The sequence below is a fragment of the Demequina salsinemoris genome, assembly GCF_000974805.1.
GTDB classification, from domain to species: Bacteria; Actinomycetota; Actinomycetes; order Actinomycetales; family Demequinaceae; genus Demequina; species Demequina salsinemoris.
Genome location: NZ_BBQZ01000007.1, coordinates 128,574 through 146,361, shown reverse-complemented (window position 1 = coordinate 146,361; position 17,788 = coordinate 128,574). Strand labels below are relative to the sequence as shown.

Here is a 17,788-nt window from a genome sequence, read left to right as displayed (position 1 = left end):
TTCGGGGAGGCTCCCTGGGCGTGCGACTGCCGATGTGTGACGCACGTCCTTTCCCGACGGTGAAGATTCTGCGAGCATTCCCCCAACTTCCGCGCCTCAGTGCCCGTTCTCTTGGGTGGATGCGCACGGAGGGACCGTGCAAGTCGTAGGGGGATCCACGTGGGCTGGCAGGACGAGGCGACGCAGCTGCTGACCGAGCGCTACGGCGCGCTGGTCGGCTATGCGCGACTGGTGTGCGCGGATCCTTCGGAGGCGGAGGATGCGGTGCAGGAGGCGATGATCGCGGTGTTCGGCCGCGCGCGGACCTTCCCGAATCTCCGGGCGGCCGAGGGATACGTGAAGCGGGCGATCGTGACCCGCACGATCGACAGGGCGCGCTCGCGCAAGCGCGAGAGCGAGCGGACGCTGCTGATGAGGGAGATCGACCTCTCTGCCGGTCCCGAGCAGCGCGCGGTCGATTCCGTGTCGGTCGCCGAGGCGCTCCAGACCCTGAGCCCGCGCGAGCGCGCGTGCATCGTGCTGCGCTACGTCGAGCAGCTCACGACCGCGGAGACCGCGCACGAGCTCGGCCTGGGCGAGGGCAGCGTGAAGCGCTACGTGCACGATGGCTCGAAGAAGTTGAGCACCCTGCTGGGCGTGGAGGCGATGCCGCCCGAATGGTCGGGCATCGCGACGGGAGGAGGTGTCGGCCGTGGCTGAGGATCTGGGGAACGAGCTGCGCGGGCTGTTCGCGCAGGCTGATGCTGACCGCGGTGCCGCGCCCGACGCGGTGGTCGCCGCGGTGCTGGCCGGTGCCGGACGCCGACGCAGGTCGCGCACGCTGCTGTCCGTCGTCGCCGCCTCGGTGGGAGTGCTCGCGATCGGCGGGGCGAGCTGGGCGGTCACGACGTCGACGCGGTCGACCGGGCCGGTCGCGCAGCCGTCCGCTGACGTGACGGTGACCGCGTCGTCCGACGCATCGTCCTCAGCAGAGCCCAGCGCGAGCGCTGCTCCGAGCGCCACGCCGAGTGAGACCGCCGACCCGTACGCGGGTGACGCCGACGGCATCCTGGACGACGAGTACCCCGAGGCGGCCGCGACCCGCACCGACCCCAACGCGGGCGTGGAGGGAGGCACCGAGATCTCCTACCCGGATGCCCTCGTCATGGAGGACTGGGTGTGGGACCGCGTGGGCGAGGGCTGGTCGGTCGAGGTCGTCTCCGTTCAGTCGTACGGGTACGACGAGAGCTGGGACCAGCCGCCCGCCGTGCTCTACCTGGTCAGCCCCGAGGACGTGTACTTCGAGGTCGGCGAGCTGCCCGAGCGCATGTGGGACGACGCGCGCGTCGTCTCGTGGGTCGAGGACGACGGCTACGTCCGAGTGACCTGGAGCGGCGGCGACTACGGAGCCCGCTACGACCTGCTCACGGGCGCGACCGAGGACGTCGTGTTCTCCGCCTACGGCGAGACGGCCGACTCGAACTCGTTCGTGTCCGCCGACGCCGAAGGCAACGAGCTGTGGAGCGCGACGTCCGAGAGTGGCACGAAGCTCTACCGCTGGGACGCCGCGACCGGCGACTGGTCCGCCGCCTCGGTGGTCGACGACCATCCGGAGCTCGACGCGTGGTGGGACTACATCGAGTGGGAGACCGTGACCTCCGACGACGGGGACTCCGTGCTCCTCGTCGAGTACGACGGTGGGCGCGGCTCCGGCGCCACCACCGGGCGCTTCGGGGTGTACGACCTCGCCTCCGACACCTCCTCCGAGTTCACGGTTCCCGAGGCGGAAGGCGTGTACCTCGGTGCGATTACCCGGGACATCGTCGACGGAGCCGTGGTGATGCAGGTCTATGGTGACGACGATGAGCTCACCGTCGTGAGCTACGACATCGCGAGCGGCGTGCTCACGGAGATCGGCGAGATGGCGATGGACGATGTGGCCGCCTGGGACGGCCGCATCGGCTACGGCGAGGCGACGCCCACGGGCGCGACCTTCTGGACCTGCGGTTGCTGAGGGGGATGACATGGCTGTGAGGATCTCGAGGAATGCCTGGATCGGCGGGGCCGTCGGCGCTGTCGCGGTGCTCGCGGTCGGTGTCGGGTGGGCGCTCGCGGGCTCCAAGGGTGGCGTGGAGGCCGCCCCGGACGTGGAGGTGACCGCGACGGCGTCCGCCGAGCCGGTCGTCGCATCGTCCTCGGCCACCGCCGAACCCAGCGCGAGCGCCAGCCCGAGCGCCGAGCCGAGCGATTCTGTCGACCCGTACGCGGGCGACGCGGACGGCATCCTGGACGACGAGTACCCGGCGGCTGCCGCGACCCGCACCGATCCCAACACCGCCCTGGAGTACAGCAACGCCATCTCCTACCCCGACGCCCTCGTGATGGAGGACTGGGTGTGGGACCGCGTGGGCGAGGACTGGGCCGTGGAGGTGGTGGCGACGCAGCAGTACTACTACGACGAGGCGTGGACGCAGCCCGCGGCGGTGGTCTACCTCGTGAGCCCGGAGGAGGTGTACTTCGAGGTCGGGCAGCTGCCGAAGCGCATGTGGGACGACGCGCGCGTCGTCTCGTGGGTCGAGGACGAGGGGTACATCCGCCTCGAGTGGGCCGATGGCGCGGCGCGCTACGACCTGCGCACGGGGAAGACCGAGGATCTCACGTTCGCGGTCTACGGCGCGAAGGCGTCGTCACCCGCGTTCGTCGCGGCCGATGCCGCGGGCAACGAGCTCTGGAGCGCGACCTCGGACAACGGGACCAAGCACTATCGGTGGGACGCGGCGACCGGCGAGTGGTCGGCATCGTCCCTGGTGGACACCTACCCGGACATCGACTCCGAGTGGTCCTACCCGGGAACGTGGGGCAGGACGGTCTCCGACGACGGCGAGCTGGTGGCGCTCCGTCTCGACGGGGAGCTCGACAGCGTCTTCGTCGTCTACGACCTGGCCGCGGACACGTCCTACGAGTTCACGATCGACGAGGCGTCGGGCCTGGACACGACGAGCCTCGACCTTCGCTTCGCGGACCGCGCCCTCCTCGTGGAGACCTGGGGCGCGGACGGGGAGGACACCGCGGTCGTGAGCATCGACATCGACTCCGGGGACGTGTCCGAGCTCGAGGCCATGCCGGAGGCCGATGGCGGCACGTGGGACGGGAGCATCGAGTGGGGTGCCGCGACCGACAACGCCGCCACCTGGTTCGCCTGCGGCTGCTGAGCTACACCTGAGGCGGAAGCGGCGGGCCGTCGACGTGCTCGTCGGGCGCCGTCTCCTCCTCGGGCGCCGCAGGCCTCGTGGGGAGCGTGTCCTTCCGGATCCACCACGCCATCGCGAGGGCCAGCACAGCGACGCTCCCGGCCGCCCACGCGGTGACCGTCATGCCCGCGGTGTGGCCCGACTCGTCGATCCCCTTGCCCGCGATCCACGCGCCGAACGCGACGCCCGCGCCCATGCCGATGCGCACCCACGCCATGCCCTCGGTGAGCTGCTCCTGGGAGACGACGCGCTGCACGACGGTGTCGGCCGACGCGAGCAGCGGCGCGACCGTGGCGCCGGCGAGGAAACCGATCGCCGCGTAGGCCCACAGGTTCGGCATCTGACCGAGCAGGGCGAAGCCGATCGCGAAGAGGATGCTCACGGCCACGACGCGCGCCCACAGCGGCGTGGTCCACCGCCGCGCGCCGTAGAGCAGTCCGCCCACGAAGGACCCGCCGGACAGGACGCCGAGCACGAGTCCTCCGAGCGCGGGCCGGCCCGCGTCCTCGGCGAACGCGACGGTCGTGATGTCCACCGAGCCGAAGGTGACGCCGACGCCGATCGTGAGCACCGAGATGGCGGCGACCGCGCCGGGGATGCGCAGGCCGAGGCCGCTCGCGCCCTCGGATCCGCGCGCAGGCGGCTCGGTCGCCGTCTGTGACAGCAGGAACGTCATGCCGAGGAGGAGCCCCGCGATCGCGACGAGCATTCCGGCGGCGGGGTGGACCGTGGTCGCGAGGATCGTCACGAGCGTCGGGCCGAGGATGAAGAGGATCTCGTCGAGCGCGCCCTCCATGGAGAACGCGGAGTGGATCTCGTCGTCCGTCTCGAGCACGTGCGACCACCGTGCGCGCGTGAGCGAGCCGAGCGGGCCGGACATCGACCCGAGGATCACGCCGATCCACAGGATCGCCTCGGGGCCGCGCGCGAGGGCGGTGACGAGGACGATGACCGCGCCAAGCACGGAGATCCCGGTGAGCGGCCACATTGCCTTGCGCTGCCCCACCCGGTCGACCCAGCGGGCCGTCGGCACCGACTGCGCGGCCCACGCGATCACGCCCACCGCGGCGACGCGCCCCGACATCTCCCAGCTCCCGTACGTGCCCTCGATGAGGAGGATGACGGAGAGGTTGAGCATCGACGTCGGGAAGCGTGACAGCAGCCCGGCGAGCGTGAAGGCCAGCGCGCCCGGGCGGGCGAGCAGGGCGCGATAGGTGGTGAGCACCAGCGCATCGTCTCACCTTGCGGGGGGTTCCTCCTGCCCGGAGTCGTCGTCGGGGGCCACCTCGGGCTCGTCTGGCTCGAGCGTGCCGATCCGGCTCTCGTGACGTGCGTCGGGCGCGGGCAGGCCGGTGTGACGTCGCGCCCGGACGTCCTGGAGCACGAGCAGGGTCGCGCCGCCCACGATCACGATCGCCGCCAGCACGATGCCGCCCCAGGTCAGGATCGGCGCCCAGTAGATCTGGCGCTCGTCGGAGGCGACGATGCGGATCTCGTCGGGAGTGAGCAGGTCCTCGAGCGCGAGGGTCGCGGTGCGACCCTCGGCGGTCCCGTCGGGCGCCTCGGTCACGAGGCCGGGGAACGTGAAGCTCACCTCGACCTCGACCGCGCTGCCGAGCAGCGCGAGGTTGGCGGAGGTCAGCCCCAGGGACGATGCGTCGCGTGCCTCGTCGGCCGGGATCGTCACCACGAACTCGCCGTCGGCATGCTCGATCGTCGCGGCGAGGCCCACGTCCGCACCCGCGCCGGCGAGCGCCTGGTCGTACAGGGACAGCGGCAGGTCGGTGAGGGTCAGCTCGACGCCGACGAGCTCGCCGTCATCGTAGGGCTCGAGCGTCACGTGGCCCGGGTGCTCGTCCTCGAAGGCTTGGAGCTCCTCGCTGTCCGCGAGCTCGTCATACAGCGCGGAGGGGTCAAGGTCCTCGAGCGAGAGCCCGTCCATCGCATCGCCCAGCTCGGTGAGGTCGCCCAGCCCCGAGCCGAGGCCGGAGGCCGCGCCGCTGCTCAGCTCATCCCCGATGTCGGGCGCGAGCGCGATCACGAGATGCTGGTCGAAGGTGTCGTCCGCCTTCAGCTCGGTCGCGGAGTCGAGGCGCACGCAGCCCGCGAGCGCGAGTGCGAGGACCCCGGCCGACGCGAGGGTCCGGAGACGACGCGGCCGGGGCGCCTCGGGATGGAACTCCATCGCCCCAGTGTCCCTCAAGGAGACGGTGCCCCGGCCGCGGTCGGATCCGGTCAGTCCTTCACGTCGCCGTCGTCGTCGATGGGATCGTCGTCCCAGGCATCGACCTCGTCATCGTCCCAGGCATCGGCCCCGTGGTCCTCGTCCTCGTCGGCGACCGACTCCTCGTCCTCGGCTGCCGCATCGTCCTCGGACTCCTCGGTCGGCAGGATCTCGGTCGGCGTGGACTCGTCCTCCTTGGGCGTCGGCTCGAACGGCGGCTCGTCGTCCGCGTCGGGGATGACGACGTCCCCCGGCACCTCGCCGGGCGTGGCGGGGATCGCGTCCACGGGCAGCATCATCGGCGCGGCTGCGACGCCGGCCGTGGTCTCGTCGGCGCCCTCGGCCTCGGAGCCCTTCTTCTTGCCCTTGCGGCTCACGAGGACGACAACGACGACCACGATCGCGGCGAGCGCCACGACTCCCGCGGCGACGTAGACGATCCACATCGGGAAGTCGCTGCCCTCGGTCGCGCCACCGCGCGCCTCGAGCGACTCCGGCGGGTCCAGGAGGTCCCACGTGACCGTGTGCTTGTCCTCGCTCAGGGTGCCGTTGGTCTCGGTGATCTCACCAGGGAACGTGACGGTCATCGACATCTCGGCGCCGTCCATGCCCTCGGTCATGTCCTCCTCGCTCGTGGAGTACGGACCGGAGATGACGAACTCGTCGCCCTCGCGCGTGATCGTCACGCCCTCGGTGTCCTCGTCGAGCGAGAAGCCGGACAGCTCCTCGCCCTCGAACGTGATGGTCTTGCCGACCCAGTCGTCGTCGGTGAAGTCGCTGAGGACGCCGTTCGCGTACTCCGACGCGTCGATGTCGCCGAAGAGGCTGTCGAGCAGGTCCTCATCGGTGTACGTCGTCTCATCGTCGGACATGAGCTCGCCTGAGCCCTGCGCGATCGCGTAGGTGATGGAGCCGTCGACGGTGTCGTCCGGCTGGAGCACCAGCTCGAAGTCCACCTTGATGCAGCCTGTCAGTGCGAGCGTGGCGAAGAGGGCGACCGCGATGGCCCTCCCCGCGCGCGTGAGTGTCGCGTTCATGCAGCAACGATCCCACAGGCGAGCGGATGGCACCTAGGGCATCGAGGGGATCAGCCGTCGTCCCCTGCGCGCCTGCCGAAGCCGAGCCAGCCCGCGACCCCGATCACGGCGAGCAGCGCTCCGCCCACGAGCCACAGCCAGACGGGAAGCGACCCGTCGGACTCGATCGAGGTGAGCGCGTTGACGTCGAGCTCGTCGGTCCCTGCCAGCAGCTCCGCGTCCCAGGTGACCGTCGTGCCGTCGACGTAGCCGTTGGCCTCCTGGATGGTGCCGGGCGCGGTGAGGGTGACGGTCGAGGATCCCGCGACATCGTCCACGGCGATCGCGACGTAGAGCTCGTCGTCGGCGGCGAGGGCGAACCCGGTCTGGTACGCGTCGTCGCCCGTGAGCTCGTACGTGATGTCGACGAGCACGAGGTCGTCGGTCACGGTCGCCTCCGACGTGCCCGTGCTGTCCTCGGAGTCGGCGAGCTGCTCGTCCATGTACTCCTGGGTCGTGCCGTCCCATCCCTCGTACTCGACCAGATACGCGTCGAAGGCCGCGCGTGGGTAGGCGGTCTGGCTCACCCAGGTGGCCGTGCCGTCCTCATGCAGATCGATGTCGGTCCTGCCGTCCACGCAGTCGGAGTCGGAGATGTTGATGGACGATGCGTCGCACGAGTCGGGGAAGGAGTAGCCCTGCTCGGCCGGGGCGGCGCTGGACGGGGCGGCGCTGGACGATGCGGTCGATGAGGACGATGCGGTGGGCGACGGGGTGCCCGACGTCGCCGCGGTCGCGGCTGGGCTCAGCGCCAAGGAGGCGGCGGCGAGCAGGGTGACGGCGAGGGCGGAACGCATGGGGACAGCCTAGGAGGACCGGGCGGCTCTCCCCGCGCCGGCTCAGCCCTCGAGCGCCTCCGCGACGACCTCGCGCGCCTGCGCCTGGACCTCGCCCAGGTGCGACTCGGAGATGAACGACTCCGCGTAGATCTTGTAGACGTCCTCGGTGCCGGACGGCCGCGCGGCGAACCACGAGTCCTTCGTCGTCACCTTGAGGCCGCCGATCTTCGCGCCGTTGCCGGGCGCGGCGGTGAGCTTGGCCGTGATGTCCTGGCCGGCGAGCGTGGTCGCGGGGACCTGCTCGGGCGACAGCGCGCCCAGCTTGGCCTTCTCCTCCTTGGTGGCCGCCGCATCGACCCTCGCGTACCAGGACTCGCCCAGGCGATCCGTGAGGGACGTGTGCAGCGCCGACGGCGACTTGCCCGTGGTCGCGATGATCTCCGACGCGAGCAGCGACAGGATCAGGCCGTCCTTGTCGGTCGACCACACGCGGCCGTCGCGGCGCAGGAACGACGCTCCCGCGGACTCCTCGCCGCCGAACGCGATGTCGCCGCTGAGCAGACCCGGCACGAAGTACTTGAAGCCGACGGGGACCTCGACCACCTCGCGGCCGATGTCCTTGCCGACACGATCGATCAGCGACGACGACACGAGCGTCTTGCCGATGCGGGCGTTTGCCGGCCACTGGGGGCGCGCACCTCCGTAGAGGTAGGAGATCGCGGCGGCGAGGTAGTGGTTGGGGTTCATGAGGCCGCCGTCGCGCGTGACGATGCCGTGGCGGTCGGAGTCGGCGTCGTTGCCGGTCGCGACGTCGTACGGGCTGTCGGCGCCGGCCATGAGGGTCCTGAGCGAGGCCATGGCCGACGGCGACGAGCAGTCCATGCGGATCTTGCCGTCCCAGTCGAGCGTCATGAAGGACCAGGCCGGGTCCACCTTGGGGTTCACGACCGTGAGGTCGAGCTTGAACTCCTCGCCGATCGCGCCCCAGTAGTCGACGGCCGCGCCGCCGAGCGGGTCCGCGCCGATGCGCACGCCCGCCTTCGCGATCGCGTCGAGGTCGATCACGCTCGGGAGGTGCCGGAGGTACAGGTCGAGGAAGTCGAAGCCCTGCGTGGTGTCCGCGTTCTGGGCCTGCTTGAGCTGGAAGCGGGGCACCTGCTTCCAGCCGCCCGCGAGCAGCTCGTTCGCGCGGTTCGCGATCCAGCCGGTCGCGTCGGAGTCCGCGGGGCCGCCGTGAGGCGGGTTGTACTTGAAGCCGCCGTCGCGCGGCGGGTTGTGGGACGGCGTGATGACGATGCCGTCGGCCAGGCCTTTGCCCGTGGTTCGCAGGCCGGTGTCGGACACCGCGCCGTTCGCGACGAGGATCGCGAGCGAGACCGCGGGCGTGGGAGTGAAGCCGTCGCGCGCGTCGATCCGCACCTCGACGCCGGCCGCCGCGAGCACCTCGAGCGCGGTCTCCTGCGCGGGACCGGACAGCGCGTGCGTGTCCTTGCCCATGAACAGCGGGCCGTCGACGCCCTCGTTGCGCCGGTACTCGACGATCGCCGCGGTGATCGCGACGATGTGCGCCTCGTTGAACGCGGTGTCGAAGGCCGAGCCGCGGTGCCCGGACGTGCCGAAGGCCACCCGCTGCGCCGGGACCGTGGGGTCCGGCACCAGGTCGTAGTACGCGCCCAGAAGGGCGTCGACGTCGATCAGATCCTCGGGAAGGGCAACCGTGCCAGCGCGCTCATGCATGCGGCCAGTCTTGCAGGAAGAGCGCCCGGATGTCGCGGGCCCTTCGGCCGACCTTCATGGACGATGCGGTGACCGTCGCGTCCAAGCCACCGAACCGCATCGTCCCCGGCTCCGCCGCACGTCCTGCACACAGGTGACACTGCAGACGGCGTGTCGACGCCGAATCCACGTGCGACACGCCTTGCGCAGGGCGAAGTGTGTGCAGGACGTGCGGTGTCTGGGAGCCCGAGCATCGTCCTGGCCGCCGCATCGTCCTGGGACACGCTCGCGTGTCGCCAGTGAGATTGGTTCGAACTGTCCGGTGGGGCTGCGGGCGCCCGGGAGCGACGATGCGGCACTACCCTTGGACACCATGGCGAAGAAGAACCGCGTCCCGTTCGTTCCCCGTCCCTTCGAGGGCCTGGCAGGAGAGGTCGACCTCGTCGCGATGCGCGAGATCGTGCCCGCCGCCTCGGCGCCCGCGAGGCTGACGGCCGAGTTCGGCGGCGACGACCTCCTGCTCGTGACCGTCCTGCCCCTGGACCGCCCCGCGATGCGCCGCAAGGACGGCCTGCTGCTCGTCGCGATGCGCGGCGCGGGCGCCTCGGGAGACCCGTCGCGCGACATCGCCGCGGCGATCCTCGCGGCGAAGGACCTCGAGGAGGGTGACCTGCTTCCGCAGCTCGGCAACCTCGAGGCCGGACCGCGCCTCCAGGACATCCTCGACCCCACCGTGCCGTGGGCGGTCACCGTGACCGAGGGCTACGACTTCTGGCTTCCCGAGGGCGAGAAGGACCCCGAGGTGCAGGCCGCGCTCGAGCAGGCCAACGAGGGGATCTTCCCCACCGTCAAGCTCGCTTCCGTCGACGGCGCCTACTGGTGCCGCATGGGTGCGCGCGAGTACCTGCGCTGGGGTCAGTCGGTGGACGAGGAGAAGCTGCTCGACGCGCTCGCGCGCCTCCAGGCCAAGCGCGAGACCGCGATCGAGGAGGGCACCAAGCTCCTCGGCGCCTTCCGCGCGTGCGGCCTCCAGATCCCCGTGTGGGAGATGGTCGCGGGCACCGAGCCCGACGAGCTCGAGAAGCCGGTCGCCGCCTTCGCGCCCAAGCTCGCCGCGGCGCTCGCGGACGATGCGCCGCTCACGGCCGACGAGCGTCGTGCCCGCGCGGGCCTCGTCTCGCGTCAGGTCACCATCCGCTGACGCATCGGGCCTGGATCGGGGCCCTGTGAGGGTCCCGACAATCAGGTCACAGGTTCTTCAGGAGAAGGTAAAAAGGAGTTTGCGTGGACCCGCGCAGTCGCTACGCTGAGTCCGTGGCTGCGACATCCTCGTCGAAGGTGGCCGGCGCCTCGGGCAAGAGGTCGCCGCGTCGCCGTGCCGGTGCGTCCCGCGCCGACGCCCCTGCACCCGTGACCCAGGGCTGCGCGGCGCTCGTCGTCGCCCACAATCAGGCTCGACGGATCGCCGCGACGGTGCGCGCCGCGGCCGCGATCCCCGGCGTCGACATGGTGCTCGTGGTGGACGACGGCTCGACCGACAACACCCAGGACCTCGCGCGCAACTCGGGCGCCGTCGTGGTGCGGCACCCGCATCCGCGCGGGCGCAGCGCCGCGACCGAGACCGGCGCCGCCGTCATCGCGATGCGCGACGACCCGAGCATGCCGCCTCGCGCGCTGCTGCTGCTCGACGGCCGCCTGGGCAACCAGGCGATCGGCGCCGCGCCGCTCGTCCCCGCGGTGAGCGAGGGCGTGTGCGACCTCGCGATCGCGCTCACGGCCGGCGGTGGCGACGCGCTCGGGCTCAGCACCAAGGCCTCCCGCAAGGCGATCAAGAACTCCTCGAACTGGGAGTCCAGGCAGCCGATGAGCTCCATCCGCTGCATGACGCGCAAGGCGTTCGAGGCCTGCCTGCCGCTCGCGCGCGGATCGGGCCTCGAGCCCGCCATGACCCTCGACGTGCTCCATGCCGGGCTCACGGTCACCGAGGTCGAGTGCGAGATCTCAGGCAACTCCCGCTCCGGCGTGGCCAAGACGCTGCCCGGCCGTGCGAACCAGTACCGCGATGTGCTCATGGCGATCGGGGCGCGCAGGATGCGCCTGTCCCGCGCCGGCCAGGCCCGGGAGGACGACGAGTGACCCTGCCCCGCTACGCGTACCTGGGTCCCGCCGGCACCTTCACCGAGGCAGCGCTGCGCGCGATGGCGCCCGAGGGCACCGCCGAGCACGTGCCGATGGTCGACGTCCCGTCGGCGCTCGGAGCCGTGAGGTCCGGCGAGGTCGACTTCGCGGTCGTCGCGATCGAGAACTCCGTCGAGGGTGGCGTCACCGCGACGCTCGACACCCTCGCCGAGGGGGATCCGCTCATGATCCTGGGCGAGCACGTCCTGCCGATCTCGTTCGAGCTGGTCGCCAAGCCGGGGACCCGGCTCGAGGACGTCGCGCGCGTCTCGGCCCACTCGCATGGCCTCAACCAGTGCCGGCGCTGGATCGCGGAGAACCTCCCCGGCGTGGTGCAGGTGCCCGCACCGTCCAACGCCGCGGCGGCCGTCGCGCTCGCTGACGGCTCCAAGGAGATCGACGCCGCCCTCGCACCGCCCGGGACCGCGGCGAGCCTCGGGCTCGACGTGCTCGTCGACGGCGTGAGCGACCGCGACTCGTCGCGCACCCGCTTCGTCCGCATCGGGCGTCCCGGCGCGATGCCCGCGCCCACCGGAGCCGACAAGACCAGCCTCGTCGTCCACCTGCCGAGCGACCGCGCGGGAGCGCTGCTCGAGATGCTCGAGCAGTTCTCGGTGCGCGGCGTGAACCTCAGCCGCATCGAGTCGCGCCCGCGCGGCGACAAGCCGGGGGAGTACTCGTTCTCCATGGACGCCATGGGGCACATCGCGGAGGCGCGGGTCGCCGAGGCGCTCATCGGGCTGCGGCGCACGTGCCCCGTCGTCCGCTTCCTCGGCTCGTATCCCGCCTTCAACGGCGAGGCGACGCCCGTCGCTCCCGAGACCACCGACGCGTCGTTCGACGAGGCGCGCGACTGGGTCCAGGCGCTCAGGGACGGCCGCGCGTAGGACGCATCGCGCCCGCGCGTGCGGGGCCGTCCGGCACCGCGTGCGCCGGTCAACGGGCGTGGCCCGCGCCACAGTGCGTGACATCTGTCCACGAACGCATGCTGTAATTGATGTGACATTCAACGTTTCGTGAAAGACAGGCAGTGCATGAAGATCGGGATCATCGTCGGGTCCATCCGTGAGGGCCGTCGTGGCCGAGGCGTCGGGCAGTGGGTGCTCGCTCACGCCGCGAACCGCCCGGACGCCGACTACGAGCTGATCGACCTCAAGGAGCACGACGTCCCGCTGTTCACGAGCTCGGTGTCGCCCGCGGTTGCGGGACGGGCCTACGAGGACCCCGCGGTGCAGCGCTGGAGCGCGGCCATCGACGCGTGCGACGCCTTCATCTTCGTCACGCCCGAGTACAACCACGGCGTGCCCGGCGCCTTCAAGAACGCCGTCGACTCGCTCGGCCCCGAGTGGCGCAACAAGCCCGTCGCCTTCGTCTCCTACGGCGCCGACGGCGGGGTCCGCGCCGTGGAGCAGTGGCGTCAGATCGTCGCGAACTTCCAGATGTTCGGCATCCGCAGCGCGATCGCGCTGGGCATGTTCACGGACTTCGCCGGCGACGGCTCGGTCGCCGCGATCGACCGGCGTGCCGCCGAGGCCGAGACGATGCTCTCCGACCTCGAGACCGCCGTCGCGCGGCTCGCCGCGCCTGCGGCCGACGCCCTCGTCGGCTAGTTCTCGAGCGCGTGCGTGTGCGCGCTGTCGAGGCGCCTCGCGCGGATGAGCTCCCACACGAGCGGGATGAGCAGCGCCGCGCCCGCGATCGACAGCCCGTCGTAGCCCCACGCCGCCAGCGCGACGCCTGACAGGGCTCCCGCAAGGGCGCCCGCGATGCCCATCGTGAGGTCCGCGACGCCCTGGACGTCCGTCGGGCTCGCGGTGCCCTCGTGCGACAGCACGGACACGAGCGTCGCCGCGGCGATCGTGGCCGCCGACCAGCCGAGGCCGATCAGCACGAGGCCCGCGGTCGCGAAGCCCTCGGCATGGCTGTGCATCCCGCCGGCGGCGTCGATCCGCCCCGAGACGGCGGTCAGGATCGCGCCCGCGAGCAGAAGCGCGGCGCCGACGCCCACCGCGCCCCACGGTCCGAGCCGGTCGGTCATCCAGCCGAACACGGGCGCGAGCGCGTACATCCCCGCGACGTGCGCGCTGACGACGACGCCGATGAACGTCAGCGTCGAGCCGTGCCCGTGGAGGTGCACGCTCGACATCGCCATGACGCCCACCATCACCGCATGGCCCGTGGCCATCGCGGTCAGGCCGAGTCGGCCCGACGGGTGGGCCCACAGATCCTTCAGGGTCCGGACGATGCTGCGGGGAGCGGGGGGCGCGACTGGCCTGGGATCGCGCAGCAGCAGGCCGATGCCGACCGCGGCGATCGCGAGCGACGCGACCGCGAACAGCCACGGCCCCGCGAGCGCTGTCACCCCGAGCGCCTCTCCGAGATCGGTCCCCGGGGACAGGAGGTTCGGGCCCGCGACGGAGCCCACGGCGGAGGCCCACACCACGATGCTCAGCACGCGCCCGCGCAGATGGTCAGCGACCCCGTCGGTCGCGGCGAACCGCGCCTGCAGGCCGGCCGCCATGCCGCCGCCCGTGACGAACATCGCGACCAGCAGGAGGGGGAGGACCCGCATCGTCCCTGCGGCGAAGGCGAGCGCGGCTCCCGCCGCCGCGAGGCCGTAGCCCGTCGTGAGCGCGACCCGACGCCCGCGTCGTCCGGCAAGGCGCGCCAGCGGCACGGCTGCGAGCGCCGAGCCGAGCACCAGGGCGGTCTGCGGCAGCCCCGACCACGCCGCCGTGCCCGCGATCTCCTCCGCGAGCAGCGCTCCCACCGAGATGCCCGCCGCGACGCCGATGCCCGCGACCAGCTGGGCGAGCGCGAGCGTCGCGAGGCGGGGCCGATCCAGGCGGGGCCGATCGGGGGCGCTCGGCGCTGGGGACGCGTCGGTCATGGTTCCTTCCGGGCGGGTGGGGAGAGCGGGCGAGGCGGCGGCTCAGATGCTCGGATCGTCGCCCGCGTCGTCCGTCGCCGCCCACTCGATCTTGGGCGCGGTGCCCGGCGGCACGCGCAGGGTGAGCGCGGCGGGCTGCACGAAGGCATGGACCTTCGAGGCTCGGCCCAGGGACTCGCCGTCCACCTGGACCTTCTGCGGCTGCTCCATCGCGATGTCGAACTGCGTGCCGCGAACGTGGTCGATGCGCGAGGTGTTGAGCACGCGCAGGAGGCTCGTGTCCTTGATGCCCGCGCCCTGGGCCATCACCTGACCGAAGAGCTCGGTCCAGCCCACGAGGCCGCCGCGCGCGTCGAGGGTCGCGATGTCGAGGTGGCCGTCGTCCATGGTCGCGTCGGGCACGAGCGTGATGCCGCCGGGGAGCTGCCCGATGTTGGCCATCATGACGGTGCGCATGGTGCTCTCGACCTCGGGGCCGCCGTCGACGGAGACGCGGGCCTTCATGCGCTTCTCGCCCAGGTGGTGGATCGCGGCGAAGAAGTAGGCGAACCAGCCCAGGCGCTTCTTGAGGCCCTCGTCGGCGCCCGCGACCATCTCGGCGTCGAAGCCGGCGCCCGCGATCACGAGGAACAGGTGGCGCCCGTCCTCGCCGTGGCCGGGGTGGGCGCGGGTGATGTCCATCCAGCCGACGTCGACGGTGCGCTCGTCGCCCTCGAGGACGGTGCGCAGCAGGGTCTGCGTCTCGCCGAGCGGCAGCGAGAGGTTGCGCGCGAAGAGGTTGCCCGTGCCCATCGGCAGGATGCCCATGGGCGTGCCGCTGCCCGCGAGCGACTGCGCGACGGCGCGCACGGTGCCGTCGCCCCCCACTGCCACGACGAGGTCCGCGCCGGCCTCGAGCGCCTGCTTGGCCTGGCCCGTGCCCGGGTCGTCGGCCGTCGTGTAGAACCACATCGGCTGCGGCAGGTAGCGGATCGAGCATGCCCGGAGCGCCTGCTCGCGCAGCTCCTCGATGCCGGGCTTGGTGGGGTTCGCGATGAACGCGACCTGCTCGTGGCCCTCGCGGGGGGTCGTGAACGGCGTCATGGACGATGGCAGCGGCTGGATCTTGAGGATCCGTCGCCACATGCGGGGAACCGCCATGGGATCGCGCGACCCGATCCGCCGCGTGATCACGACGGTGAGGGACAAGGAGGCCGTCGCGATGATGACCGCGACGATCGCGAGCACGTCGGCGACCATGCTCCGAGCCTACGGCCACGCGGATAGACTCGCCTGCATGATCGACCTCAAGCTCCTCCGCGCCGAGCCCGACGTCGTCCGGCAGTCGCAGATCGCCCGTGGCGACGACCCCGCGATCGTGGATCAGGTCCTCGAGGCCGACGCCGCGAACCGCTCCGCCCTCCAGGAGTTCGAGGTCGCGCGCGCCGAGCAGAAGTCCCTCGGCAAGCTCGTCGCGCAGGCCAAGGGCGACGAGAAGCAGGAGCTCCTCGCGCGCACCAAGGAGCTGTCGGCTCGCGTGAAGCAGCTCCAGGCCGACGCCGACGCCGCCTCGGCCAAGGCCGTCGAGCTCGCGTGGTCGCTCGGCAACATCCCCGAGCCCGGCGTCCCCGCCGGAGGCGAGGATGACTACGCCGTGCTGCGCCACGTCGGAACGCCGCGCGACTTCGCGGCCGAGGGCGTGGAGGTCCAGGACCACCTCGCGATCGGCGAGGGCCTCAAGGCGATCGACATGGAGCGCGGCGCGAAGGTGTCGGGCTCGCGCTTCTACTTCCTCACGGGCATCGGCGCGCGCCTCGAGCTCGCGATCCTCAACGCCGCGATGGCGACCGCGATCGACCACGGCTTCTCGCCCATGATCACCCCCACGCTCGTGCGCCCCGAGTCGATGTCGGGCACCGGCTTCCTCGGCAAGCACGCGGAGGAGATCTACTACCTCGAGCGTGACGACCTCTACCTGGTCGGCACGTCCGAGGTCGCGCTCGCGGGCTACCACTCGGACGAGATCCTCGACCTCGAGGATGGCGCGCTGCGCTACGCGGGCTGGAGCGCGTGCTACCGCCGCGAGGCCGGGTCGGCGGGCCGCGACACCCGCGGCATCATCCGCGTCCACCAGTTCCACAAGGTGGAGATGTACGCCTACTGCCGTCCCGAGGACGCCGCCGAGGAGCACGCGCGCTTCCTGGCCGCCGAGGAGTACATGCTGCAGGCGCTCGAGCTTCCGTACCGCGTGATCGACACCGCCGCCGGCGACCTCGGCATGAGCGCGGCCCGCAAGTTCGACTGCGAGGCGTGGCTCCCGAGCCAGGAGCGGTGGATGGAGGTCACGTCGACCTCGAACACCACCACGTACCAGGCGCGTCGCCTCAAGATCCGCGAGAAGCGCGAGTCCGGCGGCACCGAGCCCGTCGCGACCGTCAACGGCACGATCGGCACCACGCGCTGGCTCGTCGCGCTGCTTGAGAACCACCAGCAGGCCGACGGCTCGGTCTACGTGCCCGAGATCCTGCGTCCCTACCTGGGCGGCGAGGAGTACCTGCGCCCCGTCGTGTGAGCCGGTCCACAGGTTCACCTGCCCGCCGCATCGCTGGCGTAGGGTGCCACGCATGACGCGCGACCCGGCGACCATGCACCCGCCCCTCGATCGCGATGCCTGGCGCCTCGTCGGGCTCGACATCGACGGCACCCTCATGCACTGGGGCGGGGACATCTCCGATGCGGTGGTCGAGGCGGTCTCCAAGGTCAGGATGTGCCGCTCGCACGTCATTCTCGCGACCGGTCGCACCATCATCGGGACCATGCCGGTGCTCGAGCGGCTCGGCATCCGGCGGGGCTGGGCGGTGTGCGCGAACGGCGCCGTGACCGTGAAGCTCAACCCCCAGAGCCCCGGCGGCTACGACATCGTCGAGACCACGACCTTCGATCCGACCGCCGCGCTCGACCTGATCCGCCAGGAGATGCCCGACGCGTTCTTCGCGGTCGAGGACCTCGGCGTCGGCTTCCGCGTGAACCGGGAGTTCCCCATGGGCGAGCTCGACGGCCGCCAGATCGTCGTCGACTCGTTCGAGGAGCTCGCGGCCAAGGAGGTCACGCGCGTCGTCATCCGCAAGCCCGACGCCGACGTGAGCCACTTCGACGACCTGGTCCACCGCATCGGCCTCAACGACGTGACCTACGCGGTCGGCTACTCCGCGTGGCTCGACCTCACCCCGCCCAACGTGACCAAGGCGTCCGCCCTCGAGGCGCTGCGCCGCCAGTTGGGCGTGTACCCCGACCACACGGTCGCGGTCGGCGACGGCAACAACGACATCGACATGCTCAAGTGGGCGGGGTTCTCCGCCGCGATGGGCAACGCCCCCGAGGGCGTGTGCGCTGTCGCGGACCAGGTGGTCGGCTCGGTCGACGAGGACGGCGTGCTCGAGGTGCTGCTGCCGCTGATCGACCCGGAGCGGCTCGCAGTCCTCTGATCTGACCCGGCCTGGCCGACCCGGCCGGGCCCGCCCGTCCCGCCGCCCGGCCGCCGCATCGTCCCTGTCCCCCTGTCCCCCCCCGCGCCCGCCCGACAGTTCGAACCAATCTGGATGCCGGCACCCCGGTGACACGCCGCATCGTCCCGCGACACGCTCGCGTGTCGGTGGCGAGATTGGTTCAAAGTGTCCGGGGATGGGGAGGGACGATGCGCGCCCCGCGCATCTCGT

At 71.6% G+C, this 17,788-nt stretch carries 16 protein-coding genes; 9 read left to right on the top strand and 7 right to left on the bottom strand.

The genetic code is table 11. The features are described from left to right. The first annotated feature begins 159 nt into the window (after window positions 1-159). Genes AOP78_RS13115 through AOP78_RS13105 form a run of 3 tightly spaced genes read left to right on the top strand, consistent with a single transcriptional unit; the run spans window position 160 to window position 3,191 of the window. Window positions 160-699, top strand: a complete 540-nt coding sequence (locus AOP78_RS13115) for an RNA polymerase sigma factor (protein ID WP_062205610.1) — start codon at window positions 160-162, stop codon at window positions 697-699. Then, entirely contained in the window at window positions 692-1,993 is a 1,302-nt protein-coding gene (locus AOP78_RS13110; protein ID WP_152659553.1) for a hypothetical protein, read from the top strand. Before AOP78_RS13115 ends, AOP78_RS13110 begins: the two co-directional genes overlap by 8 nt. Window positions 1,994-2,003: 10 nt before the next feature. Further along, entirely contained in the window at window positions 2,004-3,191 is a 1,188-nt protein-coding gene (locus AOP78_RS13105) for a hypothetical protein (protein WP_152659552.1), read from the top strand. A gap of 1 nt (window position 3,192) precedes the next feature. On the opposite strand, the gene AOP78_RS13100 is transcribed toward AOP78_RS13105, so the two are convergent. The 5 genes from AOP78_RS13100 to pgm are packed head-to-tail and all read right to left on the bottom strand — an operon-like array spanning window position 3,193 to window position 9,046. Beyond that, on the bottom strand, window positions 3,193-4,455 hold the full coding sequence (locus AOP78_RS13100) for an MFS transporter (RefSeq protein WP_062205602.1): 1,263 nt from the start codon (window positions 4,453-4,455) through the stop codon (window positions 3,193-3,195). 12 nt (window positions 4,456-4,467) lie between these two features. Next, a complete protein-coding gene (locus AOP78_RS13095; RefSeq protein WP_062205599.1) occupies window positions 4,468-5,415 on the bottom strand; it encodes an LppM family (lipo)protein in 948 nt (315 codons plus the stop codon). A 50-nt stretch (window positions 5,416-5,465) separates the two neighbouring features. Further along, entirely contained in the window at window positions 5,466-6,491 is a 1,026-nt protein-coding gene (locus tag AOP78_RS13090) for an LppM family (lipo)protein (RefSeq protein ID WP_062205597.1), read from the bottom strand. 50 nt (window positions 6,492-6,541) lie between these two features. Continuing rightward, the gene (locus AOP78_RS13085; protein WP_062205594.1) at window positions 6,542-7,327 is read right to left on the bottom strand and encodes a hypothetical protein; all 786 of its coding nucleotides are present in this window, start codon (window positions 7,325-7,327) and stop codon (window positions 6,542-6,544) included. 42 nt (window positions 7,328-7,369) lie between these two features. Continuing rightward, window positions 7,370-9,046, bottom strand: coding sequence for a phosphoglucomutase (alpha-D-glucose-1,6-bisphosphate-dependent) (gene pgm / locus AOP78_RS13080; RefSeq protein WP_062205591.1), 1,677 nt, complete (start codon window positions 9,044-9,046; stop codon window positions 7,370-7,372). A 352-nt stretch (window positions 9,047-9,398) separates the two neighbouring features. Between pgm and AOP78_RS13075 the strand changes: the two genes are divergently transcribed. The 4 genes from AOP78_RS13075 (at window position 9,399) to AOP78_RS13060 (ending at window position 12,813) form a co-directional block, all read left to right on the top strand. Continuing rightward, window positions 9,399-10,226, top strand: a complete 828-nt coding sequence (locus AOP78_RS13075) for a DUF5926 family protein (RefSeq protein ID WP_062205589.1) — start codon at window positions 9,399-9,401, stop codon at window positions 10,224-10,226. A gap of 113 nt (window positions 10,227-10,339) precedes the next feature. Beyond that, window positions 10,340-11,161: a glycosyltransferase family 2 protein gene (locus AOP78_RS13070; RefSeq protein ID WP_236685385.1), complete on the top strand. Its 822-nt coding sequence runs from the start codon at window positions 10,340-10,342 to the stop codon at window positions 11,159-11,161. Then, a complete protein-coding gene (pheA, locus tag AOP78_RS13065; protein ID WP_062205586.1) occupies window positions 11,158-12,090 on the top strand; it encodes a prephenate dehydratase in 933 nt (310 codons plus the stop codon). Before AOP78_RS13070 ends, pheA begins: the two co-directional genes overlap by 4 nt. 147 nt (window positions 12,091-12,237) lie before the next feature. Continuing rightward, window positions 12,238-12,813, top strand: coding sequence for an NADPH-dependent FMN reductase (locus tag AOP78_RS13060; RefSeq protein ID WP_062205583.1), 576 nt, complete (start codon window positions 12,238-12,240; stop codon window positions 12,811-12,813). Here the strand turns inward: AOP78_RS13060 and AOP78_RS13055 are convergent. Both AOP78_RS13055 and AOP78_RS13050 read right to left on the bottom strand, forming a co-directional pair. After that, on the bottom strand, window positions 12,810-14,093 hold the full coding sequence (locus tag AOP78_RS13055; protein ID WP_062205580.1) for an MFS transporter: 1,284 nt from the start codon (window positions 14,091-14,093) through the stop codon (window positions 12,810-12,812). The genes AOP78_RS13060 and AOP78_RS13055 overlap by 4 nt on opposite strands. A gap of 42 nt (window positions 14,094-14,135) precedes the next feature. Continuing rightward, complete coding sequence (locus tag AOP78_RS13050) at window positions 14,136-15,332, bottom strand: diacylglycerol/lipid kinase family protein (RefSeq protein WP_062205577.1); 1,197 nt, start codon at window positions 15,330-15,332, stop codon at window positions 14,136-14,138. A gap of 37 nt (window positions 15,333-15,369) precedes the next feature. Between AOP78_RS13050 and serS the strand changes: the two genes are divergently transcribed. Beyond that, window positions 15,370-16,644 carry a serine--tRNA ligase gene (gene serS, locus AOP78_RS13045; protein WP_062205725.1) on the top strand — a complete coding sequence of 425 codons (1,275 nt, stop codon included), beginning with the start codon at window positions 15,370-15,372 and terminating at the stop codon, window positions 16,642-16,644. 52 nt (window positions 16,645-16,696) lie between these two features. Then, window positions 16,697-17,557: an HAD family hydrolase gene (locus AOP78_RS13040; protein ID WP_236685384.1), complete on the top strand. Its 861-nt coding sequence runs from the start codon at window positions 16,697-16,699 to the stop codon at window positions 17,555-17,557. The last annotated feature ends 231 nt before the right edge of the window (window positions 17,558-17,788 follow it).